Annotated in this window: 20 protein-coding genes and 1 riboswitch; of the genes, 12 read left to right on the top strand and 8 right to left on the bottom strand. The window is 64.7% G+C overall.

Annotated elements, in window-relative coordinates; all coding sequences use genetic code 11:
• Window positions 1–46 precede the first annotated feature (46 nt).
• Window positions 47–985 (top strand): hypothetical protein, encoded by a 939-nt coding sequence (locus PW947_RS09430; protein WP_299631100.1) that lies wholly within the window; start codon window positions 47–49, stop codon window positions 983–985.
• 13 nt (window positions 986–998) lie between these two features.
• Here PW947_RS09430 and PW947_RS09425 read toward each other — a convergent pair whose 3' ends face one another.
• Both PW947_RS09425 and PW947_RS09420 read right to left on the bottom strand, forming a co-directional pair.
• A complete protein-coding gene (locus PW947_RS09425) occupies window positions 999–2,351 on the bottom strand; it encodes a D-amino acid dehydrogenase (RefSeq protein ID WP_366146104.1) in 1,353 nt (450 codons plus the stop codon).
• A 97-nt stretch (window positions 2,352–2,448) separates the two neighbouring features.
• Window positions 2,449–3,708, bottom strand: coding sequence for an MFS transporter (locus PW947_RS09420; RefSeq protein WP_299631090.1), 1,260 nt, complete (start codon window positions 3,706–3,708; stop codon window positions 2,449–2,451).
• Window positions 3,709–4,211: 503 nt separating this feature from the next.
• Here PW947_RS09420 and PW947_RS09415 point away from each other — a divergent pair.
• Entirely contained in the window at window positions 4,212–5,102 is an 891-nt protein-coding gene (locus tag PW947_RS09415; RefSeq protein WP_299631089.1) for a tyrosine-protein phosphatase, read from the top strand.
• 234 nt (window positions 5,103–5,336) lie between these two features.
• Here PW947_RS09415 and PW947_RS09410 read toward each other — a convergent pair whose 3' ends face one another.
• Window positions 5,337–6,653: an ATP-binding protein gene (locus PW947_RS09410; protein WP_299631088.1), complete on the bottom strand. Its 1,317-nt coding sequence runs from the start codon at window positions 6,651–6,653 to the stop codon at window positions 5,337–5,339.
• Entirely contained in the window at window positions 6,650–7,390 is a 741-nt protein-coding gene (locus tag PW947_RS09405; protein ID WP_299631087.1) for a response regulator, read from the bottom strand. Before PW947_RS09405 ends, PW947_RS09410 begins: the two co-directional genes overlap by 4 nt.
• Before the next feature lie 436 nt (window positions 7,391–7,826).
• On the opposite strand from PW947_RS09405, the gene PW947_RS09400 reads away from it, so the two are divergent.
• The 4 genes from PW947_RS09400 to PW947_RS09385 all read left to right on the top strand — a co-directional run bounded on the left by PW947_RS09400 (window position 7,827) and on the right by PW947_RS09385 (window position 9,743).
• Complete coding sequence (locus PW947_RS09400; RefSeq protein ID WP_299631086.1) at window positions 7,827–8,000, top strand: hypothetical protein; 174 nt, start codon at window positions 7,827–7,829, stop codon at window positions 7,998–8,000.
• A 15-nt stretch (window positions 8,001–8,015) separates the two neighbouring features.
• Window positions 8,016–8,213, top strand: coding sequence for a DUF6726 family protein (locus PW947_RS09395; protein WP_299631085.1), 198 nt, complete (start codon window positions 8,016–8,018; stop codon window positions 8,211–8,213).
• Window positions 8,214–8,241: 28 nt separating this feature from the next.
• Complete coding sequence (locus PW947_RS09390; protein ID WP_299631083.1) at window positions 8,242–8,970, top strand: hypothetical protein; 729 nt, start codon at window positions 8,242–8,244, stop codon at window positions 8,968–8,970.
• Between the two features lie 92 nt (window positions 8,971–9,062).
• Complete coding sequence (locus PW947_RS09385) at window positions 9,063–9,743, top strand: flagellar basal body L-ring protein FlgH (RefSeq protein WP_299631082.1); 681 nt, start codon at window positions 9,063–9,065, stop codon at window positions 9,741–9,743.
• A gap of 85 nt (window positions 9,744–9,828) precedes the next feature.
• Here PW947_RS09385 and PW947_RS09380 read toward each other — a convergent pair whose 3' ends face one another.
• The 4 genes from PW947_RS09380 to PW947_RS09365 all read right to left on the bottom strand — a co-directional run bounded on the left by PW947_RS09380 (window position 9,829) and on the right by PW947_RS09365 (window position 14,380).
• On the bottom strand, window positions 9,829–10,581 hold the full coding sequence (locus PW947_RS09380; RefSeq protein ID WP_299631081.1) for a response regulator: 753 nt from the start codon (window positions 10,579–10,581) through the stop codon (window positions 9,829–9,831).
• Between the two features lie 163 nt (window positions 10,582–10,744).
• A complete protein-coding gene (locus PW947_RS09375) occupies window positions 10,745–11,347 on the bottom strand; it encodes a hypothetical protein (protein ID WP_299631206.1) in 603 nt (200 codons plus the stop codon).
• Window positions 11,348–11,819: 472 nt separating this feature from the next.
• Window positions 11,820–12,620, bottom strand: coding sequence for an SDR family oxidoreductase (locus PW947_RS09370; RefSeq protein ID WP_299631079.1), 801 nt, complete (start codon window positions 12,618–12,620; stop codon window positions 11,820–11,822).
• On the bottom strand, window positions 12,617–14,380 hold the full coding sequence (locus tag PW947_RS09365) for an ABC transporter ATP-binding protein/permease (protein WP_299631078.1): 1,764 nt from the start codon (window positions 14,378–14,380) through the stop codon (window positions 12,617–12,619). The genes PW947_RS09370 and PW947_RS09365 overlap by 4 nt, the downstream gene beginning before the upstream one ends.
• Window positions 14,381–14,732: 352 nt before the next feature.
• Window positions 14,733–14,855, top strand: a riboswitch (TPP riboswitch).
• A gap of 195 nt (window positions 14,856–15,050) precedes the next feature.
• On the opposite strand from PW947_RS09365, the gene PW947_RS09360 reads away from it, so the two are divergent.
• From PW947_RS09360 to mlaE, 6 genes are all read left to right on the top strand, one after another.
• Window positions 15,051–16,190 carry an FAD-dependent oxidoreductase gene (locus tag PW947_RS09360; RefSeq protein WP_299631076.1) on the top strand — a complete coding sequence of 380 codons (1,140 nt, stop codon included), beginning with the start codon at window positions 15,051–15,053 and terminating at the stop codon, window positions 16,188–16,190.
• Window positions 16,191–16,282: 92 nt separating this feature from the next.
• The gene (gene thiS / locus PW947_RS09355; RefSeq protein ID WP_299631073.1) at window positions 16,283–16,480 is read left to right on the top strand and encodes a sulfur carrier protein ThiS; all 198 of its coding nucleotides are present in this window, start codon (window positions 16,283–16,285) and stop codon (window positions 16,478–16,480) included.
• Between the two features lie 160 nt (window positions 16,481–16,640).
• Window positions 16,641–17,456, top strand: coding sequence for a thiazole synthase (locus PW947_RS09350; RefSeq protein WP_299631071.1), 816 nt, complete (start codon window positions 16,641–16,643; stop codon window positions 17,454–17,456).
• A complete protein-coding gene (gene thiE, locus PW947_RS09345; protein ID WP_299631070.1) occupies window positions 17,453–18,592 on the top strand; it encodes a thiamine phosphate synthase in 1,140 nt (379 codons plus the stop codon). The genes PW947_RS09350 and thiE overlap by 4 nt, the downstream gene beginning before the upstream one ends.
• A gap of 94 nt (window positions 18,593–18,686) precedes the next feature.
• Window positions 18,687–19,508 (top strand): ABC transporter ATP-binding protein, encoded by an 822-nt coding sequence (locus PW947_RS09340; protein ID WP_299631069.1) that lies wholly within the window; start codon window positions 18,687–18,689, stop codon window positions 19,506–19,508.
• Window positions 19,505–20,272, top strand: coding sequence for a lipid asymmetry maintenance ABC transporter permease subunit MlaE (mlaE, locus tag PW947_RS09335; protein ID WP_299631068.1), 768 nt, complete (start codon window positions 19,505–19,507; stop codon window positions 20,270–20,272). The genes PW947_RS09340 and mlaE overlap by 4 nt, the downstream gene beginning before the upstream one ends.
• Window positions 20,273–20,418 lie beyond the last annotated feature (146 nt).

The raw sequence follows: 20,418 nt of genomic DNA, 5'->3' as shown, positions 1-20,418 counted from the left end.
TGCCTCACGTTCACACGACGTTTTCGCCACGTTCAGCCGTCCGCCGATGATCCGTCCTCCGCTCGATCCGGGTTCACGTCCGATCCGCCGATTCGCACTCGGCGCGGTGGCCGCGCTCGCGCTGACGTTCACGACATTCGCTGCATTCGCGACGGACGTGGCCCAAGCCGCTGACGTCACACAAGCCACGCAAGCCCCGCAAGCTGCGTCGGCGGTTCGCACGCGTCAGCCGCTCGCGGAAGGCGTCGTCTGGCAACCGGACAACGACCACGCCAATCCACACGGCATCTGGGATCAGCTCGGCGTGCGCGATCTGCTGGTGCAATGGACCGCGGTGGACGGCGTCGCTTTCGTGCCCGCGACCGGCATGCCACGCGCCGCGCGTCAGCCGGACTGGACGCGGATCGCGCGCGAGCCGTGGGCGCGCGATGTGATCGTCGGGCTGGCGGGCCGGTTCGACGAAGCGTCGGCGCGGGCGGGCGCGGCGCAGCTGATCGCGGAGTCGGTATCGCTCGCGGCGGCACGGCCGCCGGTTCATATCACCGGCTGGTATTTCCCGGTCGAAATCGACCCGACGTGGAAAGACGCCGACACGCTGCGCGCGCTGCTGGCGAGTTTGCCGCGTCCGTTGTGGATCAGCGTCTACGATCGCGCGAACGTCGGCGGCGCGGCGCTCGCGGATTGGCTCGATACGTGGTTGCCGCGCGATGTCGGCGTGTTCCTGCAGGACGGCTGCGGCGTCTATGCACGCGAGCCGCGAATCGCGCGTCAGTATGCGGACCAGCTATCGGCGAAGCTTGGGCGCAACCGCGTCAGGATCATCGCCGAAGCATTCCGGCCGAAGCAGGGCGGCGGCTTTCGCGCCGCGAGCGTCGATGAGCTGAAGCCGCAACTGGACACGTATGAAGGGTATCGCGTGTACCTGTTCGACGGACCGCACTACGTCTCCGACGATCTCGTGCATCAATTGCTGAACAGCCGCTAGGCGCGCGCAACCGCTAGCTGCGCCGCCGGTAACGTTCGACCGTCAGTCCGTCGAGATCGATTTCGGGCTTCCTGTGCGCGACCAGATCGGCGACGACCTTGCCCGAACCCATCGACATCGCCCAGCCGGTCGATCCGTGCCCGACGTTCAGCCACAGATTGCCGACACCCGATGCGCCGAGCAACGGCGCGCCGTCGGGCGTCATCGGGCGGCGGCCGACCCAGAAATGCGCGGACGACGACTGCGCCGCGTGAGGAAACCAGTCGGTCAACACCTTCAGCAGTGTCTGCAACGCCTGCTCGCGCAGCGTCGAGCGACGGTTGCCGAGTTCCGCCGTGCCCGCCACGCGCAGATTCGGACCGAAGCGCGTGATCGCCGTTTTCAGCGATTCGTCCATCAGCGCGGCGCGCGGCGCTTTCTCGTCATCGACGATCGGCAGCGTCGCCGAATAGCCCTTGACCGGATACAGCGGCACTTTCACGCCGAGCGGCGCGAGCAGGTCCGCGCTATCGACGCCGAGCGCGACGATCACCGCGTCGGCGGTCAACGTTTCTTCGGCGCGTGTGCTGTCCAGCGTGTCCTGCACCCGCACGCCGCGCACGGCGCCGCCTTCGATATCGAGCGCGGCGATGTGCGTGTCGAAGCGGAACTGCACGCCGTTGGTTTCGCAGATCGCGCGCAGCTCGCGGGTGAAGCGCGCGCAGTCGCCGGCTTCGTCGTCGGGCAGATACAGTCCGGCGAGCGGCGTCTGACGCGCCCAGCGCAAGCCGGGTTCGATCTCGACGCATTGCGCGGCGCTGACTTCGCGATGCGCGATGCCCGCGTCGCGCAACACCTCCAGCGCCGGTTGCGCGAGCTCGACGTCGTACTCGCTGCGAAACAGTTGCAGATAGCCTTTGCTGCGGCCGTAATCGAACGGATACCGGCCGCGGAACTCGTGCAGACACGAGCGGCTGTAATACGCGACGCGCTGCATCCGTTGCTTGTTGACGCGAAACCGTTCGAGATCGCATTCGCGCAGCCACCGCGAGATCCAGCGCCATTGCGCGGGATCGAAGGTGGGACGGAAGATCAGCGGCGAGGCCGGCTTGAACAGATATTTCAGGATCTTGGCGGGCATTCCCGGCGCAGCCCACGGCGTTACGTAGCCCGGCGCGATCACCCCGGCGTTGCCGAAGCTCGTGCCGAGCGCGACATCCGGTTCGCGCTCGATGACGGTCACGTCGCAGCCGTTCGCGCGCAGGTAGAAGGCGGTGGCGACGCCGATCACACCGCCGCCGAGAACGATCGTTTTCATGTGGGTACTGCCTCGGGTAGAGCCGCGAGTGCCGCGTGGATGACGGTATCGTCCGGCGCGCGTCGGAATGCGTGAATCAACCGTCGGACGAAAGCCCGCATTATTGCTGCTGACGCCCGTGCGTGCATCGAAGCGCGCATCGGCCCGCGCTCGCGACGCGGCGGCGTCACGACGCTTGCGCCGTCGCCGACAGCGATTTGCCCTTTGTCTCCGGCAGACATAAGGCCGCGACGATCACCAGCAGATATCCCGCGCCGGCCACGATCCCCATCGCCTTCACGAGCGCCATCTGCTGCGCGAAGGTGCCGACGAGAATCGGGAAGAACGAGCCGAGTCCACGCCCGAGGTTGTAGCAAAAGCCTTGCCCCGAGCCGCGAATCGCATTCGGATACAGCTCGGACAGATACGCGCCGACGCCCGCGAAAATACCCTGCACGACGATGCCGAGCGGAAAGCCGAGCAGCAGCATCGCGTTGTCGGTGATGGGCAGCATCGTGTAGGCCATGCCGAGGACGAACGACCCGATCGCGAACAGCATGAACGACGCGCGCCGGCCGATCTTGTCGCAGAGAATCGCGCCGACGATATAACCGGTGAACGACCCGACGATCAGCACGATCAGATAGCCGCTGGTGTTGAACACCGACAGGTGACGCACCGTCTTCAGATACGTGGGCAGCCAGGTGGTGATCGCGTAATAGCCGCCGAGCATCCCGGTGCACAACACGCTGCCGAGGATCGTCGTCTTCAGGTGCGGGCCGCTAAAGATCTGCAGGAAGTGCGAGGTGTCGAGGCCGCTGTCGCGGGCGCGGCGCGTAGTCAGATAAATCTCGGGATCGCTGACGTTGCGGCGGATATAGATGATCCACAGCGCGGGCAACAGGCCGATCCAGAAGCACGCGCGCCATGCGTATTGTTCGGGCAACAGCGCGAAGAACGCCCAGTACAGAATGGCCGCCGCCGCCCAGCCGACCGACCAGCTGCTCTGCACCGTGCCGACCGCCTTCGCGCGATGCTGCGGCGAACGGATCGTCTCGGCCATCATGATCGTCACCACCGACCACTCTCCGCCGAAACCGATCCCTTGCAGCGTGCGGGTGGTCAGCAATTGCCAGAACGAATGGGTGAAGCCGGACAGACAGGTGAAGAGGGCGAAGGTGGCGATGGTCCATTGCAGCACGCGGACCCGGCCGTAACGGTCGGCGAGAATGCCGGCCAGCCATCCGCCGATCGCCGACGAGATCAGCGAACTGGTGGCGATCATCCCGGCTTCGCTCCTGGTCATTCCCCACGTGGCGATTAGCGTAGGAATCAGAAACGAGTAGATCATGAAGTCGAACGCGTCGACTGCGTAACCGCCAAAGCCTGCGTAGAGCGTGCGGCGCTCGCGGGTTGTCAACTCCGTGAACCACTGAAATGACGCCATCCTGTCTCCGGGGATCGTGTTACGACGCTCGCGCGGTGTCTAGTTCGTGTAAGAAATATTGAGTAGTCGTGCGGCGCTCGACGCGCCGGATACTGGCCCGTATTTTACGGGTGGCACAGGGCATCGAACCAGCCCGAAAAAAACGTGGAAAACAGCCCGAAACGGCTTGCGGATGCTCTGACGCGGTCCGCTGGAAAATTCAAAAAACTCAATGAAATCATCAGTAGAATGGGTATGCCCAAAGGCGGGGCAATCGATTTCTGTTCCTTACTGATTACTACCGTGTAACCCCGTAAAAATTATCGTCCGTTACACTCGCGCGGTCGCGCTTCGTCGTCGACGCCCGAGCCGCCCCAGTGGGGCCGCCTCCACGCAATTTAGTGCCATCCCGCGCGGTGGGCGCCTTACCAAGACACTCAATGAATTTCACCGAGAAAATCAGTTTGCCTTTCGGCGGTGCCCGTAGTGCGGCATCGGTCGCAAACCTGCACGGAAATGTGCACGTGGATGCACCCCGTGCGGTTTCGGGTTCGCGTCGCGCGTTCCTGAAAGGCTCGGCGAGCGTCATGCTGATGTCGGGTCTGGGCAGCAGTTTGCTGTCCGCATGCGGCGGCGGTGTCGGCTCCGATGCGAAGCCGACGGCAAGACTGTCGTCGGTGGATAACTTCCGCGATATCGGCGGCGCGGCAGCCGGTTATCCGACCGTCGACGGCAAGCAGGTGGTGCGCGGCGCGTTCTATCGCTCGAACGTGCTGACCTTGAGCCAGGCCGACGAAGCCACGCTCAATGCGCTCGGCATCGCGATGATCTACGACCTGCGCACACCCGCCGAAGTCTCGCATACGCAAGACGTGATGCCGGTCGGCGCGGCTTATACGAACATCAACGTGACGGGCAGCGCCGATGCGCCGATGAGCTGTTACTTGAACGGCGACATGCAGGGCAACGTGATCGCGGCGATGGAAGAGCAGGAGCGGCACTACGTGACCGATCCGAAGCAGCGGGCCAACTTCGGCGCACTGCTGACGCAACTGGCGAACACGCCGGGTACGCAGCTGATTCACTCGCAGGCAGGAAAGGATCGCGCGGGCTGGGTGGCGGCGGTGCTGCTGAGCATCGCCAACGTGCCGTTCGAAGTGATCATGCAGGACTATCTGCTGACGAATGTCTATTCGTCGCAATCCATCAAGGCGCACGTCGCGGAGATCGAGGCGCAACGCGGCGAAGCCGCCGCGCAAGCCACAGCGCCGATCTTCGGCGTGCAGGACAGCATTCTTCAGGCGGGTTTCGATCAGGTGCAGGCCAGCTTCGGCACGATGCAAAGCTATCTGACCGACGGACTCGGTCTGTCCCAATCTACCATCGACACGCTGCGCGCGCGACTGGTCGGCTGATACCCGTTTGCGCCCCGTTCGGGCGCCCCAAAAAAAAACAGTCCGCCCCACATTTGCAGGCGGACCAGAAAGGGCGGCATCGAGGTTGCCGAGACGAACTATAGGTCGTCTCATCCGATAAAAATCGAGCTGTAAGGTAGCGTAAGTGCGCGCGATGCGTCATCGCGTCGCGGCGCGTTACGCCTTTTGCGTAGTCGGGAAGAGAAGGCGCGGCCGGACGTGGCCGCGCCGCAATCAGTCGGCGCGCGCGACCGGCAACGCGATCCGGATTCGCAAACCGCCATCCGGATGATTGTCGACGTCGCAGCGTCCGCCGCGATCGTGTGCAAGACGCGCGACGATCGCGAGTCCCAGTCCGCAGTGTCCTTCGCCGCCACGCGCCGCATCGAGCCGCACGAACGGTTTCATCGCCGCGGCGATCCGGTCGGGCGGAATGCCGCCGCCGTGATCGCGCACGCAGATCACCCAGTGATCGTCGTCGCGCAACGTGGTGATGTCGACGGGCGGCGCGCCGTGTTCGAGCGCGTTATCCACCAGATTCGTCACCAGCCGGTCGAGCAACGTGCGGGGCAATGTGAATTGCGGCCCGGCTCGAAGATCGAGCGTGAACAGCGGCGGTTCGTCGGCGTCGGGGAGCGGCGCGTCGGCGGGCATCGCGTGTTCGTCCGACACTTCCAGCGACGACGAAAACTGCTCGCGCAGAAACTCTTCCACTTCGACGGGCGCACCGGCATCGGCGGCCTGTCCGGCGAATTCGAGAAACTGCTGGACGATATTGGTCAACGAATCGACGTCGCGAATCAGCCCGGCGCGTTCGTTTTCCGCGACCAGCACGGTCGCCCGCAATTTCATCCGCGTCAGCGGCGCTTTCAGATCGTGTGCGACGCCGGCCAGCATCACCGCCTGGTCGTCGCCGGCTTCGTTGATGCGCCGCATCATGTCGTTGAACGAACCGATCAGATCGCGCAACTCGCGCGGCCCGTGGACGTCCACCGGTTCCGGACGCGCGCCCGAACCGAACGCGCGCGCGGCATCGGCGACGCGCGAAAGCGGTCGCTGCATTTGCCAGACGGCAAATAGCGAGAGGATCAGCGCAGCGGCGAGCATCGACACGGCTTCGATGATGAAGCGCGGGCGCGGCGGCACATCGACCGGCACCACGACCCACATCGACTTGCCCGGATACAACACCCAAAGCCGTGGAGGACGCGAATCGTCCACGGAGATGCGGGTGCCGGGCGGCAGGTTGTTGGCGAGCTGACGCGTCAATTCGATCAGCGGTTTGTCGATCGGCGGGCGCAGACGGATCGTGGACGGCATGTTCCACGTCGGCACGAGATGCACGCGCAACGCGGGTGCGAGTTCGGTGCCTCTGACCGGCTCTCCGTTCACGGCTTGCAGCGCGAGCATCACGCCGCGCGCAAAGCCGTCGACTTCATGACGCGGCGGTTGCACCACCACCATCACGAACCAGCCTGCCTGAATCGCGAACAGCACGGCCGTCGACAGCAACGCCATTCTGCCGAACAGCGTGTTCAACGGATTCCTCATGCGTCGGGCGCGGCTCCGGGCGTGAAGGGCGTGCCGTCGGCGTCGGGGACGAACACGTAACCCTTGCCGCGCACCGTCTGCACGTAACACGGATTGGACGGATCGTCCTCGATCACGCGGCGCAGACGCCAGATCGGCACGTCGAGGCTACGGTCGCGGAAGGCGAGATTGTCGCGATGCACGAGATCGTGAATCAGCACGCGCGACAGCACCTTGTACGGGTTATTGACGAAGATCTTCAGCAGCGCGAATTCGCTATCGCGCAACGCCAGACGCGTGTCGTCGCGCGACAGCGTGCGGGTTGCGAAGTCGAGTTCGAACGGACCGAACTTGTACGGCTTGCGCGCTTCGGGCGCGCTCGTCGTCGACGGACCACGCCGGCGAAGCACCGTCTGGATGCGCGCGAGCAACTCGCGCGGATCGAACGGCTTCGTCAGGTAGTCGTCTGCGCCGAGCGACAGACCGACGATGCGATCCGCCACCGTACCGCGTGCGGTAACGAAGATGACCGGGATGTCGTCACCGGCGGCGCGCAACGCGGTGAGCGCGCGCAGGCCGTCGGTGTTCGGCATCATGATGTCGAGCACAACAACCGACGGACGTTCGCGTTCGAGCCGGCGTTGCAAGTGTGTGCCGTCGTGCAGCACGGACGCATCGAAGCCGTTCGATTGCAAAAACCTGCAAAGCAGATCGCGCACGACCGGGTCGTCGTCAACGATTAGGACCTGTGGATTCATGTCCAAATTTTAGACTGGGGTCTCTGAAGCTCGCCTATCCGTTTTCTTACTATTACTTACGCATCCATACATCGCGGCCGCCGATTTTTGGCGGGTCGCCCGGAGAGGCTTATTGCGTAAGGCGATGCGACAGAGGGTCGTTGCTATCTTTCGCAATACAAACCATTAATGCCTTACCGGGATGCCACCCTCTTTGTTACCGCGCAACACCCAGGGCAAGAAGTCTCACCAAAAAGAAATGCCTCGAAACTCCTCGTAAGCACTGTAGAAAAGCGCGCTTTGCTTCGTGCATCGCAGCGAACAGGGGAGCGCGAAGATTCGTCATGTTGTAGCCGTTCTCGTATTCCGCACGAACTTTCCGCTGTCCTGACGAAGCGAAATATCTGTCACGCGGCGACGGCGGCAACTTTTCGAAACAGCGTCAAACGAGGCTCACATGACGATTCAGAACCCCGTGGGTTCGGTCCCTACGCCGAATACCAGTCTTAACACGCCGCTCGGCCGTTCGTATCCCGGCGCATCCATGCCCGGGATCCCCGATTCGCGGACCGAACCCGAGCCGAAGCCGATTAGCCCGATGATCGGCAATCGCATCAATACCACTGCCTGACTAGAAGAGACCGTCGTGTCGAATTCGCGTTTTGTTACTCGCCTGCTTCGTGCTGCCGCATGGCTGACGTTGGGCGCAGCGTTGCTGCCGCTGGATGGCTGCGCGCTCGCAGCGTTGCCGTGCCGGATTACGTCCGCCGCCGTGAAGATCGTGCCGGTCGTTGGGCACGCAGCCTCGGCGCCGTTCGACGCCTGCGCCGACATCATCGATTAAAGCATTTGCGCCATCCGGAGCACTGGATATGAAACCGCACCTGATCGTCCGTTCGCTGGCCTTGCTATCCGGCCTTTGCGCCGCGCTTGCGCCAGTTGCCGCGACAGCCGGATCGTCCGCGACCGGCGCGGCGGCTTCGTCCAGTGCGTCGAATACAGCGAATGCGCCGTATGCGTTTCGCGGCATTCCGCTGGGCATCACGCTCGACGAATTCCGCGCTGGTTCGACCGTGCGCGCGACGCCGCTGGGCAGCGTGCCGGTCTGCGAAACCGACCTGCTGGCCGGTTCGCTCGGCATGCGTCTGAAGGCGCGCGAAAGCATGGTCGTCGCGTGTCGCTGGGCCCATCGCGGGTCGGATGGCTGGGCGGTCTCGCAAGCCGTCGTGGACGGAACGCCGGCACAGGATCACGTGCTGCGTTTCGCCCGCAAAGACGGTCAGAGCGCGTTGCGGCTCTACGAGATTTCGTTCGTGATCGACGAGGTCACGGCCGAGGATCTGCGCGACGCACTCGGCGAACGCTACGGGCCGCCGCACCTCGTGCGACAGAGCGCGCAAGCGTCGCAGACGGCCGATCACGCTTCGCCGGCGCTGGGCACCTTGCCGGTCTACGTGTGGGAGAACGCGGTCAGTTCGATCACGCTGTGTTTCCTGCCCGCCAGCCGCACCGGCACGTTGACGTATCTGATGAAAGACCCGGACGCCTGGGTCAAATCCGTCGTCAGGCAATGGCAAGGCACCCCGCCCGAAGCGGGTTGAGTGCGGGCCGGCGCCTGCGTCGACGGATTCACGTTTTACCTGCTTTATCTCTTTTAACGCTTTTCTACTATCTGATTCAGGCCGAGGACACCATGACGCCGCTTCGTTTGATTGCCGCGCTCACAGGCGCGATTTTTATCGCCGGCGGGCTCGGTGCGTGCGCCACTCATCAGGATTCGATCGTCGATACGCCGATGCTGCCGCCGCTCTCCGCGATGCCGCTCAACGTCAACACGCAAGGCTCGATCTATCAGGCGGGCGTGTCGGTGGCGTTGTATGAGACGCCGCGTGCGCAGCATATCGGCGATGTGCTGACCATCATCCTGTCGGAGTCGTACACGGGATCGAATGCGGCGACCGCGAACGCGAGTCGCGCGAGCGAGATTTCGGCGGAAGCGGCGGACAAATCCACCGGCGCGGCCGCACGGCTCGCACGGCTGTTCAACATCGGCTCGTCGAGCACGACCTTCAAGGGCTCGGGCAACCTGACCGACACCAACGCGATGAGCGGCACGCTCGCGGTGATGGTGATCGGCACGATGCCGGGCGGCAACCTGATGGTGTCGGGCGAAAAGGTAATTTCGATGAACGGCAACCGCGACCGTCTGCGACTGTCGGGCGTGGTGAATCCGCGCGATATCGGTCTGAACAATTACGTCGAATCGGGCAAGGTCGCGAATGCGCGAATCGAGCAGGCCGGCGTCGGCATGCTCGCCGACTCGACGACGCTCGGCTGGCTTCAGAAGATGTTCCTGAGCGTGCTGACGTTCTAGGTGGTAGAGGGATTCCGGTGGCCGGAATCCCGGTTCCGGCGACGGCGGCGAAGTTGCCGCGCGCCGGATATAGATCGGACGAGAATCAGGCTTCCTGCGACGGCAGCGGCGTGGACACACGTTCCGCCGCGCCGATCTCGCCATCCGGCACGAACACGTAGCCGCGTCCCCAAACCGTCTGCACATAACGCGGTTCCGACGGATCGACCTCGATCAGCCGTCGCAAGCGCCAGATCGACACGTCGAGACTGCGATTGCGGTGCGCCTCGCTATTGCCGTGCAGCTTTTCGAGCAATTGCGCGCGCGTCAGCACCGTCATCGCATGCGTGACGAACACCTTCAGCATCGCGAATTCGCTCGAACGCAGCGCAATCCGCTCACCGTCGCGGCGCAGTTCGCGCGCGGGGAAATTCACTTCGAAACGGCCAAAGCGATACGGCGCGCGCTGTTCCGGTGCGCCCGGCGCGATCGTGCCGCGACGGCGCAGCACGGTGCGGATACGCGCGACCAGTTCGCTCGGCTCGAACGGCTTGCCGAGATAATCGTCGGCGCCGAGTTCGAGTCCGATCACGCGGTCGATCACATCGGCGCGCGCGGTCAGCAGGATCACGGGAATGTCGTTGCCGGCGAGGCGCAGCGCGCGCAACGCGCTGATGCCGTCTAGCTCCGGCATCATGATGTCGAGCACGATCAGCGCGGGACGCTCGGTTTCGAGCGCGCGTTGAAGCGCCATGCCGTGTTCGACTACTGCCACGGTATAGCCACGGCCTTGCAGATATTCGCGCACGAGATCGCGCACGACGGGGTCGTCGTCGACGACCAGAATGGATTGGTTCATGCAGCCGATGGTAAGAGATAGCCCTTACCGCCGGAAGCGGGGGGATGCTTTCTATTCCTTTCCGGAGTAACGGACGGCAAGCTCGCGCCATCGGCTGCGGGCGTGCCGCGATAACGGGGCAGGATAGAAAGCGTGTGCGCTGTAAGGAAGTCGGAGAAGACGCTTACGGGCCAGGAACCGGCTCGATCATCACGTTGGCTTGCGTGGTCTGGATCGGCTGCATGGGAGCGGGTTTCAGTTCGAGCTGATTGACCACCATCTTGTCGATCAGCCCGCCGAGTTTTACCGACGAACTGGAGAACCGGTCGTGGCCGAGGCCGCCGGTCTGATAGCGCGCGGTCACGGCGATCCGGCCTTCCTGGATCAGCGTCAGGTCGATTACCGAAAGGTAAGGCGTCGGTTCCTCGCTGAACGCACGCCGGCCGTACTCGACCGCAGCGTTATACACGATCCGTGCTTCGCATGCGACCGGCGCGGTGCCGGGGTTGTACACGTCGGAGCGTACGCCGCGACGGTACAGCGCCAGTTGAAGCGCAGGCACGAAGTCGCTGACGGACACGTTCTGGTTGACCTCGATACACACCGAATGCACCGACGCCGCCTGTCCGTTGATGAAGGTCGGCGACGAATAGTTCGACGCGATCGCGTAACCGGCCTGGATGACCGAGCCGGTGGCGTCGGCGACCGAAACCAGCGTCCACGCGCAGCCGTTCAGCCCAAGTGTGAGCGATGCGACGGCGGCGAGCCGGGCGCAACGGCGCGGCAGCGCGGCCCACCGGGGACGGTGGCGCGGGGCGGCGCGCGATGAAGGGCGAAAGGCTGTCGAGTGGCTCACGATCGGTTCACAGTGGATCACGGTTAATTCACAACACAGGCGTGCCCGGCCGAAAGCTGGGTCAAGCTGAAAACGGGTGTTGTATTGGACGTCGGACGGCCGACGGGGTTATGAGGTGATCCGGGAGCGCGGATGCCAGATGAACCGAACGGATGAGTCCACATGGCAATCGTCGCCTCGAAGCCGTGTTTTCAAATCGCGGAACAGCCTGCGGGCTTCGAAACTGATTTCAAGGTGTTCAAAAGTCTTAACGCGCGTTTCCGTAAGTAATAATTAGTGAGGATATCGGCGCGAAAACGGGTGGAACCCGGCAAGAATTGCCGGACTCGCGAAGTGGGATTGTTGCATTTGCGCCACCGGAAAACGGGGTGGCATGAGGCTGCGATGCGATGGGACGACGGCGTCAGCCGAGCGTCAGTCCGCCGTCGATATGAATCACCTGACCGGTGATATGACGGGCGTCGTCGGACAGCAGAAACGCGATCAGCGCGGCGATGTCGGCGGGTTCGGCGACGTGGCCGAGCGGCGTGGCGTCGGCGGCGCGGGCCCACGCGGGCGCGTTGTCGGCGCTGGGGCCGCGATCCTTGCGGGTGTAACCGGGCGCGACGCAATTGACGGTGACGCCGTGCCGCGCGAATTCGGCTGCGGCGGTTTTCGCCAGCGATTCGACCGCCGCCTTGACCGCCGACGTCGCGGCGAACGGTGCGTCGGCGCGATAGCGGTGCGCGACGAACGAGCTGAGCGCCACCACCCGGCCGCGCGATGAGGCTTCGAGCAGCGGCGCGGCGCGCGTCAACAAGGCCGCGAACGCGCCGGGCATCGCGGCGAAAGCGGCGTCGAAGGTATCGGCATCGAGTGTTTCGAGGGTCTGGCGTTGCGCGTGTCCGGCGTTTGCAACCAGTTGATCCAGCGCGCCAAACGCGGCGTGCGTCGCGTCGACGATCCGTGCTGCCGAACCGCGTTCCGCCAGGTCGGCGAACACCGTGGCGCACGCCGCGCCGAGTGCGCTGCATTCGCTGGCGACGGCCGCGAGCCGCTCACGCGACGCGTCGTCGGCGCCGCGCGCGTGCAGCATCAACGCGACGCCCGGCGCGGCGAGCCGCCGGGCGAGCGCCGCGCCGATGCCCGAGCCGGCGCCGGTAATCAGCACGACGCGCGAGCGCGACGCGCCGTCCGGACGGTCAGTCTGCCGGACGTCGTTCACGCTTCGAGCGCCTCGTCGGCGCGATCGACTTCGAGCGTTTCGCCGTGGAACGCCGCCACCGACTCCCGATGCGCGACGCTGACGATCGCCGCGTTCGGCAACCGGTCGAGCAGCAGCCGATACAGATGCTCTTCGTTGACCGGGTCGAGCGCGCTGGTGGCTTCGTCGAGGAACAGGAAATCGGGCTTCGCGAGCAACACGCGCGCGGCGGCGAGGCGTTGCTGTTCGCCCGGCGACAACACGCGCGCCCAATGCGCCGATTCGTCGAGCTGGTCCACGTAGCCTTCGAGGCGCGCGGCGCGCAGCACGTCGCGGCACAGCTCGTCGCTGAATGCTTCGGCGGCGGCGGGGTAGGTCAGCGCGGCTTTCAGCGTGCCGATCGGCATGTAGCTTTGCTGCGGCACGAACATCATTTTCGCGCCGACCGGCGCGTCGATCGAGCCGCTACCGAACGGCCACAAGCCGGCCATCGCGCGCATCAGCGTGCTTTTTCCGGAGCCGGACGCGCCACGAATCAGCCAGCGCGAACCCGGTTCGATCGACACATCGCGGATCGCCGACAGCGGCGTGCCGTTCGGCAGCGCGAGTTGCAGGCTTTGCGTGGTGAGCTTGGGGGAATCGACGAAACGCAGATTGACGCCGCCATGCTCGGTGCCCGGCGACATCGATTCCTTCAGACGCGGCGCGCTCATCACACGACGGAATTCGCGCAGACGATTCACCGTAGCGCGCCATTCGACCAACGTGCTGTAACTGTTGATGAACCACGAGAACGAATCGCTGACCGTGCCGAACGCGCTGGAGATCTGCATCAGCGTGCCGAAACTGAACGCTCCCGCGAAATAACGCGGCGACGCGACGAACAGCGGAAAGACGATGGCGACCTGACTGTAGAAATTCAGCGCGATGTTGTAGCGCGCCGTGTACTTCATGAACTGCCACCAGTTGTCGCGAATCCGGCCGAACAGCGTGTGCGCGTGCGTGTTCTCGGTTTTCATGCCGTCGTACAGCGCGATCTGCTCGGCGTTTTCACGCACGCGGATCAGTCCGAAGCGGAAATCCGCCTCGACTTTCTGCATCTGATAGCTGATCGGCACCAGCTTGCGGCCGACGCGCTGGATCACGAACGAACCGACCAGCGCGTACAACGCGGCGGTCCACACCATATAGCCGGGAATCGTGACCGGCGTGCCGCCGAGACTGAAGGTGAGGGCGCCGGCGAGTGTCCAGAGAATCGTGATGAAGGACACCAGCGTGACCAGCGTCGACATCAGGTCGAGTGTCAGCGCGAGCGTGGTGTTCGCGAACGATTGCAGGTCGTCGCTGATCCGCTGGTCGGGGTTGTCTGCGAGACGGTCGCGCTCGATCCGGTAGAACGCGCCCTTGCCGAGCCATTCGTTCAGATAGCGCGTGGTCAGCCATTGTCGCCAGCGGAACCCGAGCATCTGCCGCAGATAGCGCCCCGCCACCGCGAGGATGATGAACGCGAACGCGATGCCGGTGAAGAACAGCATCAGACGCGGGAATTCCTCGACGTTCTTTGCTTGCAGCGCGTTGTAGAAGTCGCGGTTCCACGAGTTCAGGCGCACGTTGATCCAGACCAGCGCGAGATTGATGAGGATCGTCGCGATGAACAGCGACCACGCGGTACCGCGTTCCTCGGAGACCCAGTACGGTTTGATCAGGCTCCAGGTCGAGATCCTGTCGTCGGGATCGAGGGGCTTTTGCGGCGTGCTGCCAGGTGAAATATCGGGTGTCATGAGCATCCTGATGAAGTGCCGGCCCACGGCGTATAGCTGTGTGTGCGACGAATTGGCGAAGCAGACGGCTGTGCCGGCTGCACTGCTGACGCAGCCGTGGCGCGAAGTCTGCCGCCGGTGTCTTAAGCCTGAATTAAGTCGAAACCGCGTGAAGACCCGTCGCGGCGGCCTTCCGGCTGTGTCATTGTGCCAGAGCGATGCGGCACTCCGGCATCGGAACCCATCGCGCCGGATCGCGCTCCCAAACTCGCGCGACACCGCGTCCTGATCTCGCGCTAACAATAGAGAGATAACGACGCCGTCGGTCAGCCCCGCGTTTGCGGGCCGCGCGGCTTTTATGGTCTAATGACCTACGACGAAACAGGGGTGCTTCGCGCACAAATGCAGATCAACGCAGGCGTGTCGGCGAGGCTGAGAGAGACCCTTTGCACCCGATCCGGGTAATACCGGCGCGGGAAGTTTCTGGAATCGCTGGCAGTGTCAGTGGCCAGGTTTCCCTGTCCCCACCGGGCAGCATCCATACCGGATGCACACACGCCCGGCCGGCCTCGCCCGCCGGTTTCGTCCTTGGGTACGTGCGCTTTTCGCCGTACGGAAAGGATTCGATGACCGCCTATTCTTCAGCTTATTGTGCCGGACGTATTCCGTCGATTGTCGCGGAGGCTGCGCGATGACGTCCCACGTCCGTCTCTCCCAACCGGATTTCGCCGTGCTCGGCGGTGGCCTGTGCGGCCGGCTGGTCGCGTGGCAACTCGCCGGCGCGGGCCATCGCGTCGCGTTGTATGAGCGCGGTCCCGCCGACGGCTCGCAAGCGGCGGCGTGGGTCGCCGCCGCGATGCTCGCGCCGCTCGCCGAAGCCGCCAGCGCCGAATTGCTGATCACGCGTCTGGGCGCGGCGTCGCTGGATGCGTGGCCGCGACTGCTCGCCGATCTGCCCGAACCGGTGTTTTTTCAACGTAACGGCACGCTGGTCGTCTGGCATCACGCGGATCGCACGGAAGCGCCGCTGTTCGAGCGTCGCGTGCGTTCCAATGCACCGGACGACCTGCTCGACGGCGGCTTCGTGACGCTCGCGGGCGCGCAACTCGGTGCGGCCGAACCGGCGCTGGCCGGGCGTTTCGCGCAAGGCTGGCTGTTGCCGCGCGAAGGTCAGCTCGACAACCGGCAAGTGCTGAACGCGCTGGCGGCCGGTCTCGCGCAACGCGGCGTCGAAACGCACTGGAACACGGCGATCGGTGAAGGCAGCGTGCCGCCCGCGCGGATCGTGATCGATTGCCGAGGGCTGGGCGCAAAGGCCGTGATGCCGACATTGCGCGGCATTCGCGGCGAAGTCGCCCGCGTGCGCGCGCCGGGAATCGGCCTGACGCGGCCGGTCCGCTTGCTGCATCCGCGCTATCCGCTCTATATCGCGCCGAAGCAGGACGATCTGTACGTGATCGGCGCGACGGAAGTCGAAGGCGAGGATATGTCGCCCGTCAGCGTGCGCTCGGCGCTCGAACTGCTGAGCGCGGCGTTTTCGGTGCATCCGGGATTCGGCGAAGCACGCATCCTCGAACTGAATTCGCAGTGCCGTCCGACCTTGCCGGATCATCGTCCGGCGCTGGTGTGGGACGGGGCGCAAACCTTGCGCGTGAACGGCTTGTACCGCCACGGCTACATGATCGCGCCGGAAGTCGCCGACGAAGCCGTGCGCTTCGCGTCGGCGCTGCTCGATGGCCGGATCGCCGATGCCGACGCTTTCGACGGCTGGCGTCAGGACGCGCGCTGGCGCGAACTGTTCCGGCTCGACGCGGCGCGCGAGCCGGCGTGACACGAACGCAGCCGGGCCGGATCGACACGCGGTCACCGCGCAAGCGACACCGGCTGCACTGAGACAAAAACACGAGACACACACCGAACACCATGAATATCCAGATCAACCAGAAACCGTTGACCTTGCCGGAAGGCGCGACCGTCGCCGATGCGCTGACCGAGTTCGGCGCGCGTCCGCCGTTCGCGGTGGCGTTGAACGGCGATTTCGTCGCGCGTGGTCAGCATGCGGCGCGCGCGCTGCAAGCCGGCGACAAACTCGATGTCGTATCGCCGGTCGCAGGCGGCTAGCAGGCAACTAGCAGACAACTAGCAGACAACTAGCAGACAACTAGCAGGCGGTTCAGGCGATTAATCCGCCTCGGCCCACGCGGCCCGGTCGTGGGCGCAACACGGGCCGCAACGACCTGGCTCCAGTAACAGGCTTCAATCCAGTCGCAAGGATTCAACGATGACTTCTCCCGCACCCGCCGACGCGCTCACGCTGTACGGCCAAACCTTCCAGAGCCGCGTGCTGCTCGGCACGTCGCGCTATCCGTCGCTGCAATCGCTGTCCGATTCGATCGATGCGGCGCGGCCCGGCATGGTCACCGTCGCGCTGCGTCGGCAGATGAACGAGGGCGGCGCGGAAGCCGGCTTCTTCGACCTGCTGAAGCGTCACGGCGTGCCGCTGCTGCCGAACACGGCCGGTTGCCAGAGCGTGGCGGAAGCCGTCACCACCGCGCACATGGCGCGCGAAGTCTTCGACACCGACTGGATCAAGCTCGAACTGATCGGCGACGACTACACGCTGCAGCCCGACCCGGTCGGGCTGATCGAAGCGGCCGCGCGTCTGGTCAAGGACGGCTTCAAGGTGTTGCCGTATTGCACCGAAGATCTCGTGATCGGGCGTCGGCTGCTGGACGCCGGTTGCGAAGCGTTGATGCCGTGGGGCGCACCGATCGGCACGGGCAAGGGCGTGATCAATCCGTACGGACTGCGCGTGTTGCGCGAACGCCTGCCGGACGTGCCGCTGATCGTCGATGCCGGGCTCGGCGTGCCGTCGCACGCGGCGCAGGTGATGGAATGGGGCTTCGACGGCGTGCTGCTGAATACGGCCGTGTCGCAGGCCACGCACCCGGACGCAATGGCGCGCGCCTTTGCGCTCGGCGCGGAGGCCGGTCGTCAGGCGTATCTGGCGGGACCGATGGCGGAACGTGAAACCGCCCACGCGAGCACGCCGGTGGTCGGCATGCCGTTTTGGCATCAAGACGGGAGCGCAGCATGACGGATACCTTGAACCTGAACGGCCGCGATCTGTTCTGGCCGCCCGCCGACGAACTGACGGAAGCCGTCGAGCGGATCCGCGCGAGTCTCGGCGACTGGCCGCCAAGCCACGTGACGTGGCGGATCTGCCTGACCGCGCCGGACGACGTCAACGGCGGCGATCTGATCGTGCTGGCCGACGCGCACGCAGCAACAGAACCCGGCCAGCACGGCGACGACAGCAACGCCGAGCGGATTGCGCGCTGGCAGACGCAGGGCGCGGGCGTCATCGAAGCATTCGACAATCGCGCGACGCTGCACCTGGGCGGCGTGCGTTATTCGCTCGAAGGACATCTCGCGGAAGACTGGATTGCCGCGCTCGCGGCGTTCCTCGATTGCGGTTTCGAGCCGCACAACGCGTTGACGCTGGCGCTCGCCTGGCGCGACGGCGACGAGCGCGATCACACCGGCGAAGACGCGTGGCCGGTCGATCTTGCGCGTTTCCCGCGCGTGACCGGTTTGCCGGACGCGCCCGCGCAGCCGTTCGCGCGCTGCCCGGAACAGTTGGGCCTGTACGCCGTGCTGCCGACCGCCGATTGGGTCGGGCGAGTGGTCGAGCTGGGCGTGAAGACCGTGCAACTGCGGCTGAAGCGCGCGGAGCCGGCGCTGCTGAACAGCGAAATCGCGCACTGTGTCGCGGCAGGACGCGAACACGATGCTCAGGTTTTCATCAACGATCACTGGCAAGCCGCGGTCGAAGCCGGCGCTTACGGCGTGCATCTGGGTCAGGAAGATCTGACCACCGCGAATCTGTCCGCGATTGCCGCGGCGGGCGTGCGGCTCGGTCTTTCGACGCACGGCTATTACGAATTGCTCACGGCATTGCATTTCCGGCCGAGTTACGTCGCCTTCGGCGCACTCTTTCCGACGACTACCAAAGTAATGCCGACCGCGCCGCAAGGTCTGCATCGGCTCGCGCGTTTTGTCAGGTTGTTGCAAGGAAAGGTGCCGCTCGTGGCGATCGGCGGGATCGACCTGCAGGCGTTGCCGCGCGTGCTCGAAACGGGTGTCGGCAGCGCGGCGGTGGTGCGCGCGATCACCGAAGCCACGGACCCGGCGGCCGCTGTATCTGCGTTGCAGCAGGCATTTCAGCGATAATGGTCAAATCAAGTTAAGGGACAGGTCGGCAGAGAGCAGCTTTTGCACGATGACCCTATAATTCGGCCTTCCGTGTAAAAGGACTGTCAGTTTCGTGCCTTCCTCCTCCGAGACCCTTCTCGAGCTGCGTGACGTCGATTTCGGCTATGGCGACCGGCTCGTTCTGACCCATCTGAACATGCGTTTTGCGCGTGGTCAGGTGGTGGCGGTCATGGGCGGCTCGGGCTGCGGCAAGACCACGGTGATGCGACTGATCGGCGGTCTGGTGCGTGCAAATCGCGGCCAGGTGCTGTTTCAAGGGCAGGACGTCGGCGCGCAAACGCGTGACGGCCTGTACGCGCTGCGTCGCAAGATGGGCATGCTGTTTCAGTTCGGCGCGCTGTTTACCGACATGTCGGTGTTCGACAACGTGGCGTTCGCGCTGCGCGAGCACACCGACCTCCCCGAAGAACTGATCCGCGACCTCGTGCTGATGAAGCTCAACGCGGTCGGTCTGCGCGGCGCGCGCGACCTCGCGCCGTCCGAGATTTCGGGCGGCATGGCCCGCCGTGTCGCGCTGGCCCGTGCCATCGCGCTCGATCCCGAACTGATGATGTACGACGAACCGTTCGCCGGTCTCGATCCGATCTCGCTCGGCATCACCGCCAATCTGATTCGCGCGCTGAATCAGGCGCTTGGCGCCACGTCGATTCTCGTCACGCACGACGTGCCGGAGTCGTTCGCGATCGCCGACTACGTGTATTTCCTCGCCAATGGCGGGGTTCATGCGGAAGGCACGCCCGCCGAGTTGCGCGCATCGACCGATCCCACCGTACGTCAGTTCATCGACGGCGCGCCCGACGGTCCGTTCAAATTCCATTACCCCACGCAAACGCCGCTCGCGGCGGATTTCGGCATTGGCGGAGGTCAGGCATGATCAGCTCGCTTGGACGCTCGGTGCTGGGCGGTCTCGGAACCGCCGGCTATGCGACGCGCATGCTGTTGCGCCTCGTGCTCGAACTGTTTCCGTTGCTGCGCCGTCCGCGTCTTGTCACGAAGCAGATCCACTTCGTCGGTAATTATTCGCTGGTGATCATCGCGGTGTCGGGACTGTTCGTCGGTTTCGTGCTCGGCCTGCAGGGTTATTACACGCTGAACCGCTACGGCTCCGAACAGGCGCTCGGCCTGCTGGTCGCGCTGTCGCTGGTGCGCGAACTCGGGCCGGTCGTGACCGCGCTGCTGTTCGCGGGCCGCGCCGGCACGTCGTTGACCGCCGAAATCGGTCTGATGAAAGCCGGCGAGCAACTCACCGCGATGGAAATGATGGCGGTCGATCCGATCAAGGTCGTCGTCGCGCCGCGTCTGTGGGCGGGCGTGATCTCGATGCCTATCCTCGCCGCTATTTTCAGCGCGGTCGGGATCATCGGCGGTTACGTGGTGGGCGTGCTGATGATCGGCGTCGACTCCGGCGCGTTCTGGTCGCAGATGCAAGGCGGCGTGGACGCATGGCGCGACGTCGGCGCGGGCGTGATCAAGAGCATCGTGTTCGGTATCGCGGTGACGTTCATCGCGCTTTACCAGGGTTATGAAGCCAAGCCGACCCCGGAAGGCGTGTCGCGCGCCACGACCAAAACGGTTGTGTACGCGTCGCTGACGGTGCTCGGCCTCGACTTCATTCTGACCGCGTTGATGTTCAGCTAGGCGGTCGATCACCTATCCGGCACGGCGCTTCGGTCTGCGGTGTCCGGTCCGGTATCAGGCCTGTTATATCGCCGTAACCGCACGGCCTGTTTCGCAGCGCGCACGACGCCGCGCGAGACAGCCGGCGCGTAGGTTTCTCTTTGGGA

The sequence above is a fragment of the Paraburkholderia sp. genome (assembly GCF_028283785.1).
GTDB lineage: Bacteria > Pseudomonadota > Gammaproteobacteria > Burkholderiales > Burkholderiaceae > Paraburkholderia.
The sequence above is the reverse complement of the archived record's forward strand: the minus strand, read 5'-3'. Positions and strand labels throughout refer to the sequence as shown.

Excerpts from the sequence above, each read along its gene's own strand:
- PW947_RS09430 (WP_299631100.1), top strand. The coding sequence starts at position 47 with ATGATCCGTCCTCCGCTCGATCCGGGTTCACGTCCGATCCGCCGATTC.
- PW947_RS09420 (WP_299631090.1), bottom strand. The coding sequence starts at position 3,708 with ATGGCGTCATTTCAGTGGTTCACGGAGTTGACAACCCGCGAGCGCCGC.
- PW947_RS09410 (WP_299631088.1), bottom strand. The coding sequence starts at position 6,653 with ATGAGGAATCCGTTGAACACGCTGTTCGGCAGAATGGCGTTGCTGTCG.
- PW947_RS09405 (WP_299631087.1), bottom strand. The coding sequence starts at position 7,390 with ATGAATCCACAGGTCCTAATCGTTGACGACGACCCGGTCGTGCGCGAT.
- PW947_RS09400 (WP_299631086.1), top strand. The coding sequence starts at position 7,827 with ATGACGATTCAGAACCCCGTGGGTTCGGTCCCTACGCCGAATACCAGT.
- PW947_RS09390 (WP_299631083.1), top strand. The coding sequence starts at position 8,242 with ATGAAACCGCACCTGATCGTCCGTTCGCTGGCCTTGCTATCCGGCCTT.
- PW947_RS09385 (WP_299631082.1), top strand. The coding sequence starts at position 9,063 with ATGACGCCGCTTCGTTTGATTGCCGCGCTCACAGGCGCGATTTTTATC.
- PW947_RS09380 (WP_299631081.1), bottom strand. The coding sequence starts at position 10,581 with ATGAACCAATCCATTCTGGTCGTCGACGACGACCCCGTCGTGCGCGAT.
- PW947_RS09365 (WP_299631078.1), bottom strand. The coding sequence starts at position 14,380 with ATGACACCCGATATTTCACCTGGCAGCACGCCGCAAAAGCCCCTCGAT.
- PW947_RS09360 (WP_299631076.1), top strand. The coding sequence starts at position 15,051 with ATGACGTCCCACGTCCGTCTCTCCCAACCGGATTTCGCCGTGCTCGGC.
- thiS (WP_299631073.1), top strand. The coding sequence starts at position 16,283 with ATGAATATCCAGATCAACCAGAAACCGTTGACCTTGCCGGAAGGCGCG.
- PW947_RS09350 (WP_299631071.1), top strand. The coding sequence starts at position 16,641 with ATGACTTCTCCCGCACCCGCCGACGCGCTCACGCTGTACGGCCAAACC.
- thiE (WP_299631070.1), top strand. The coding sequence starts at position 17,453 with ATGACGGATACCTTGAACCTGAACGGCCGCGATCTGTTCTGGCCGCCC.
- mlaE (WP_299631068.1), top strand. The coding sequence starts at position 19,505 with ATGATCAGCTCGCTTGGACGCTCGGTGCTGGGCGGTCTCGGAACCGCC.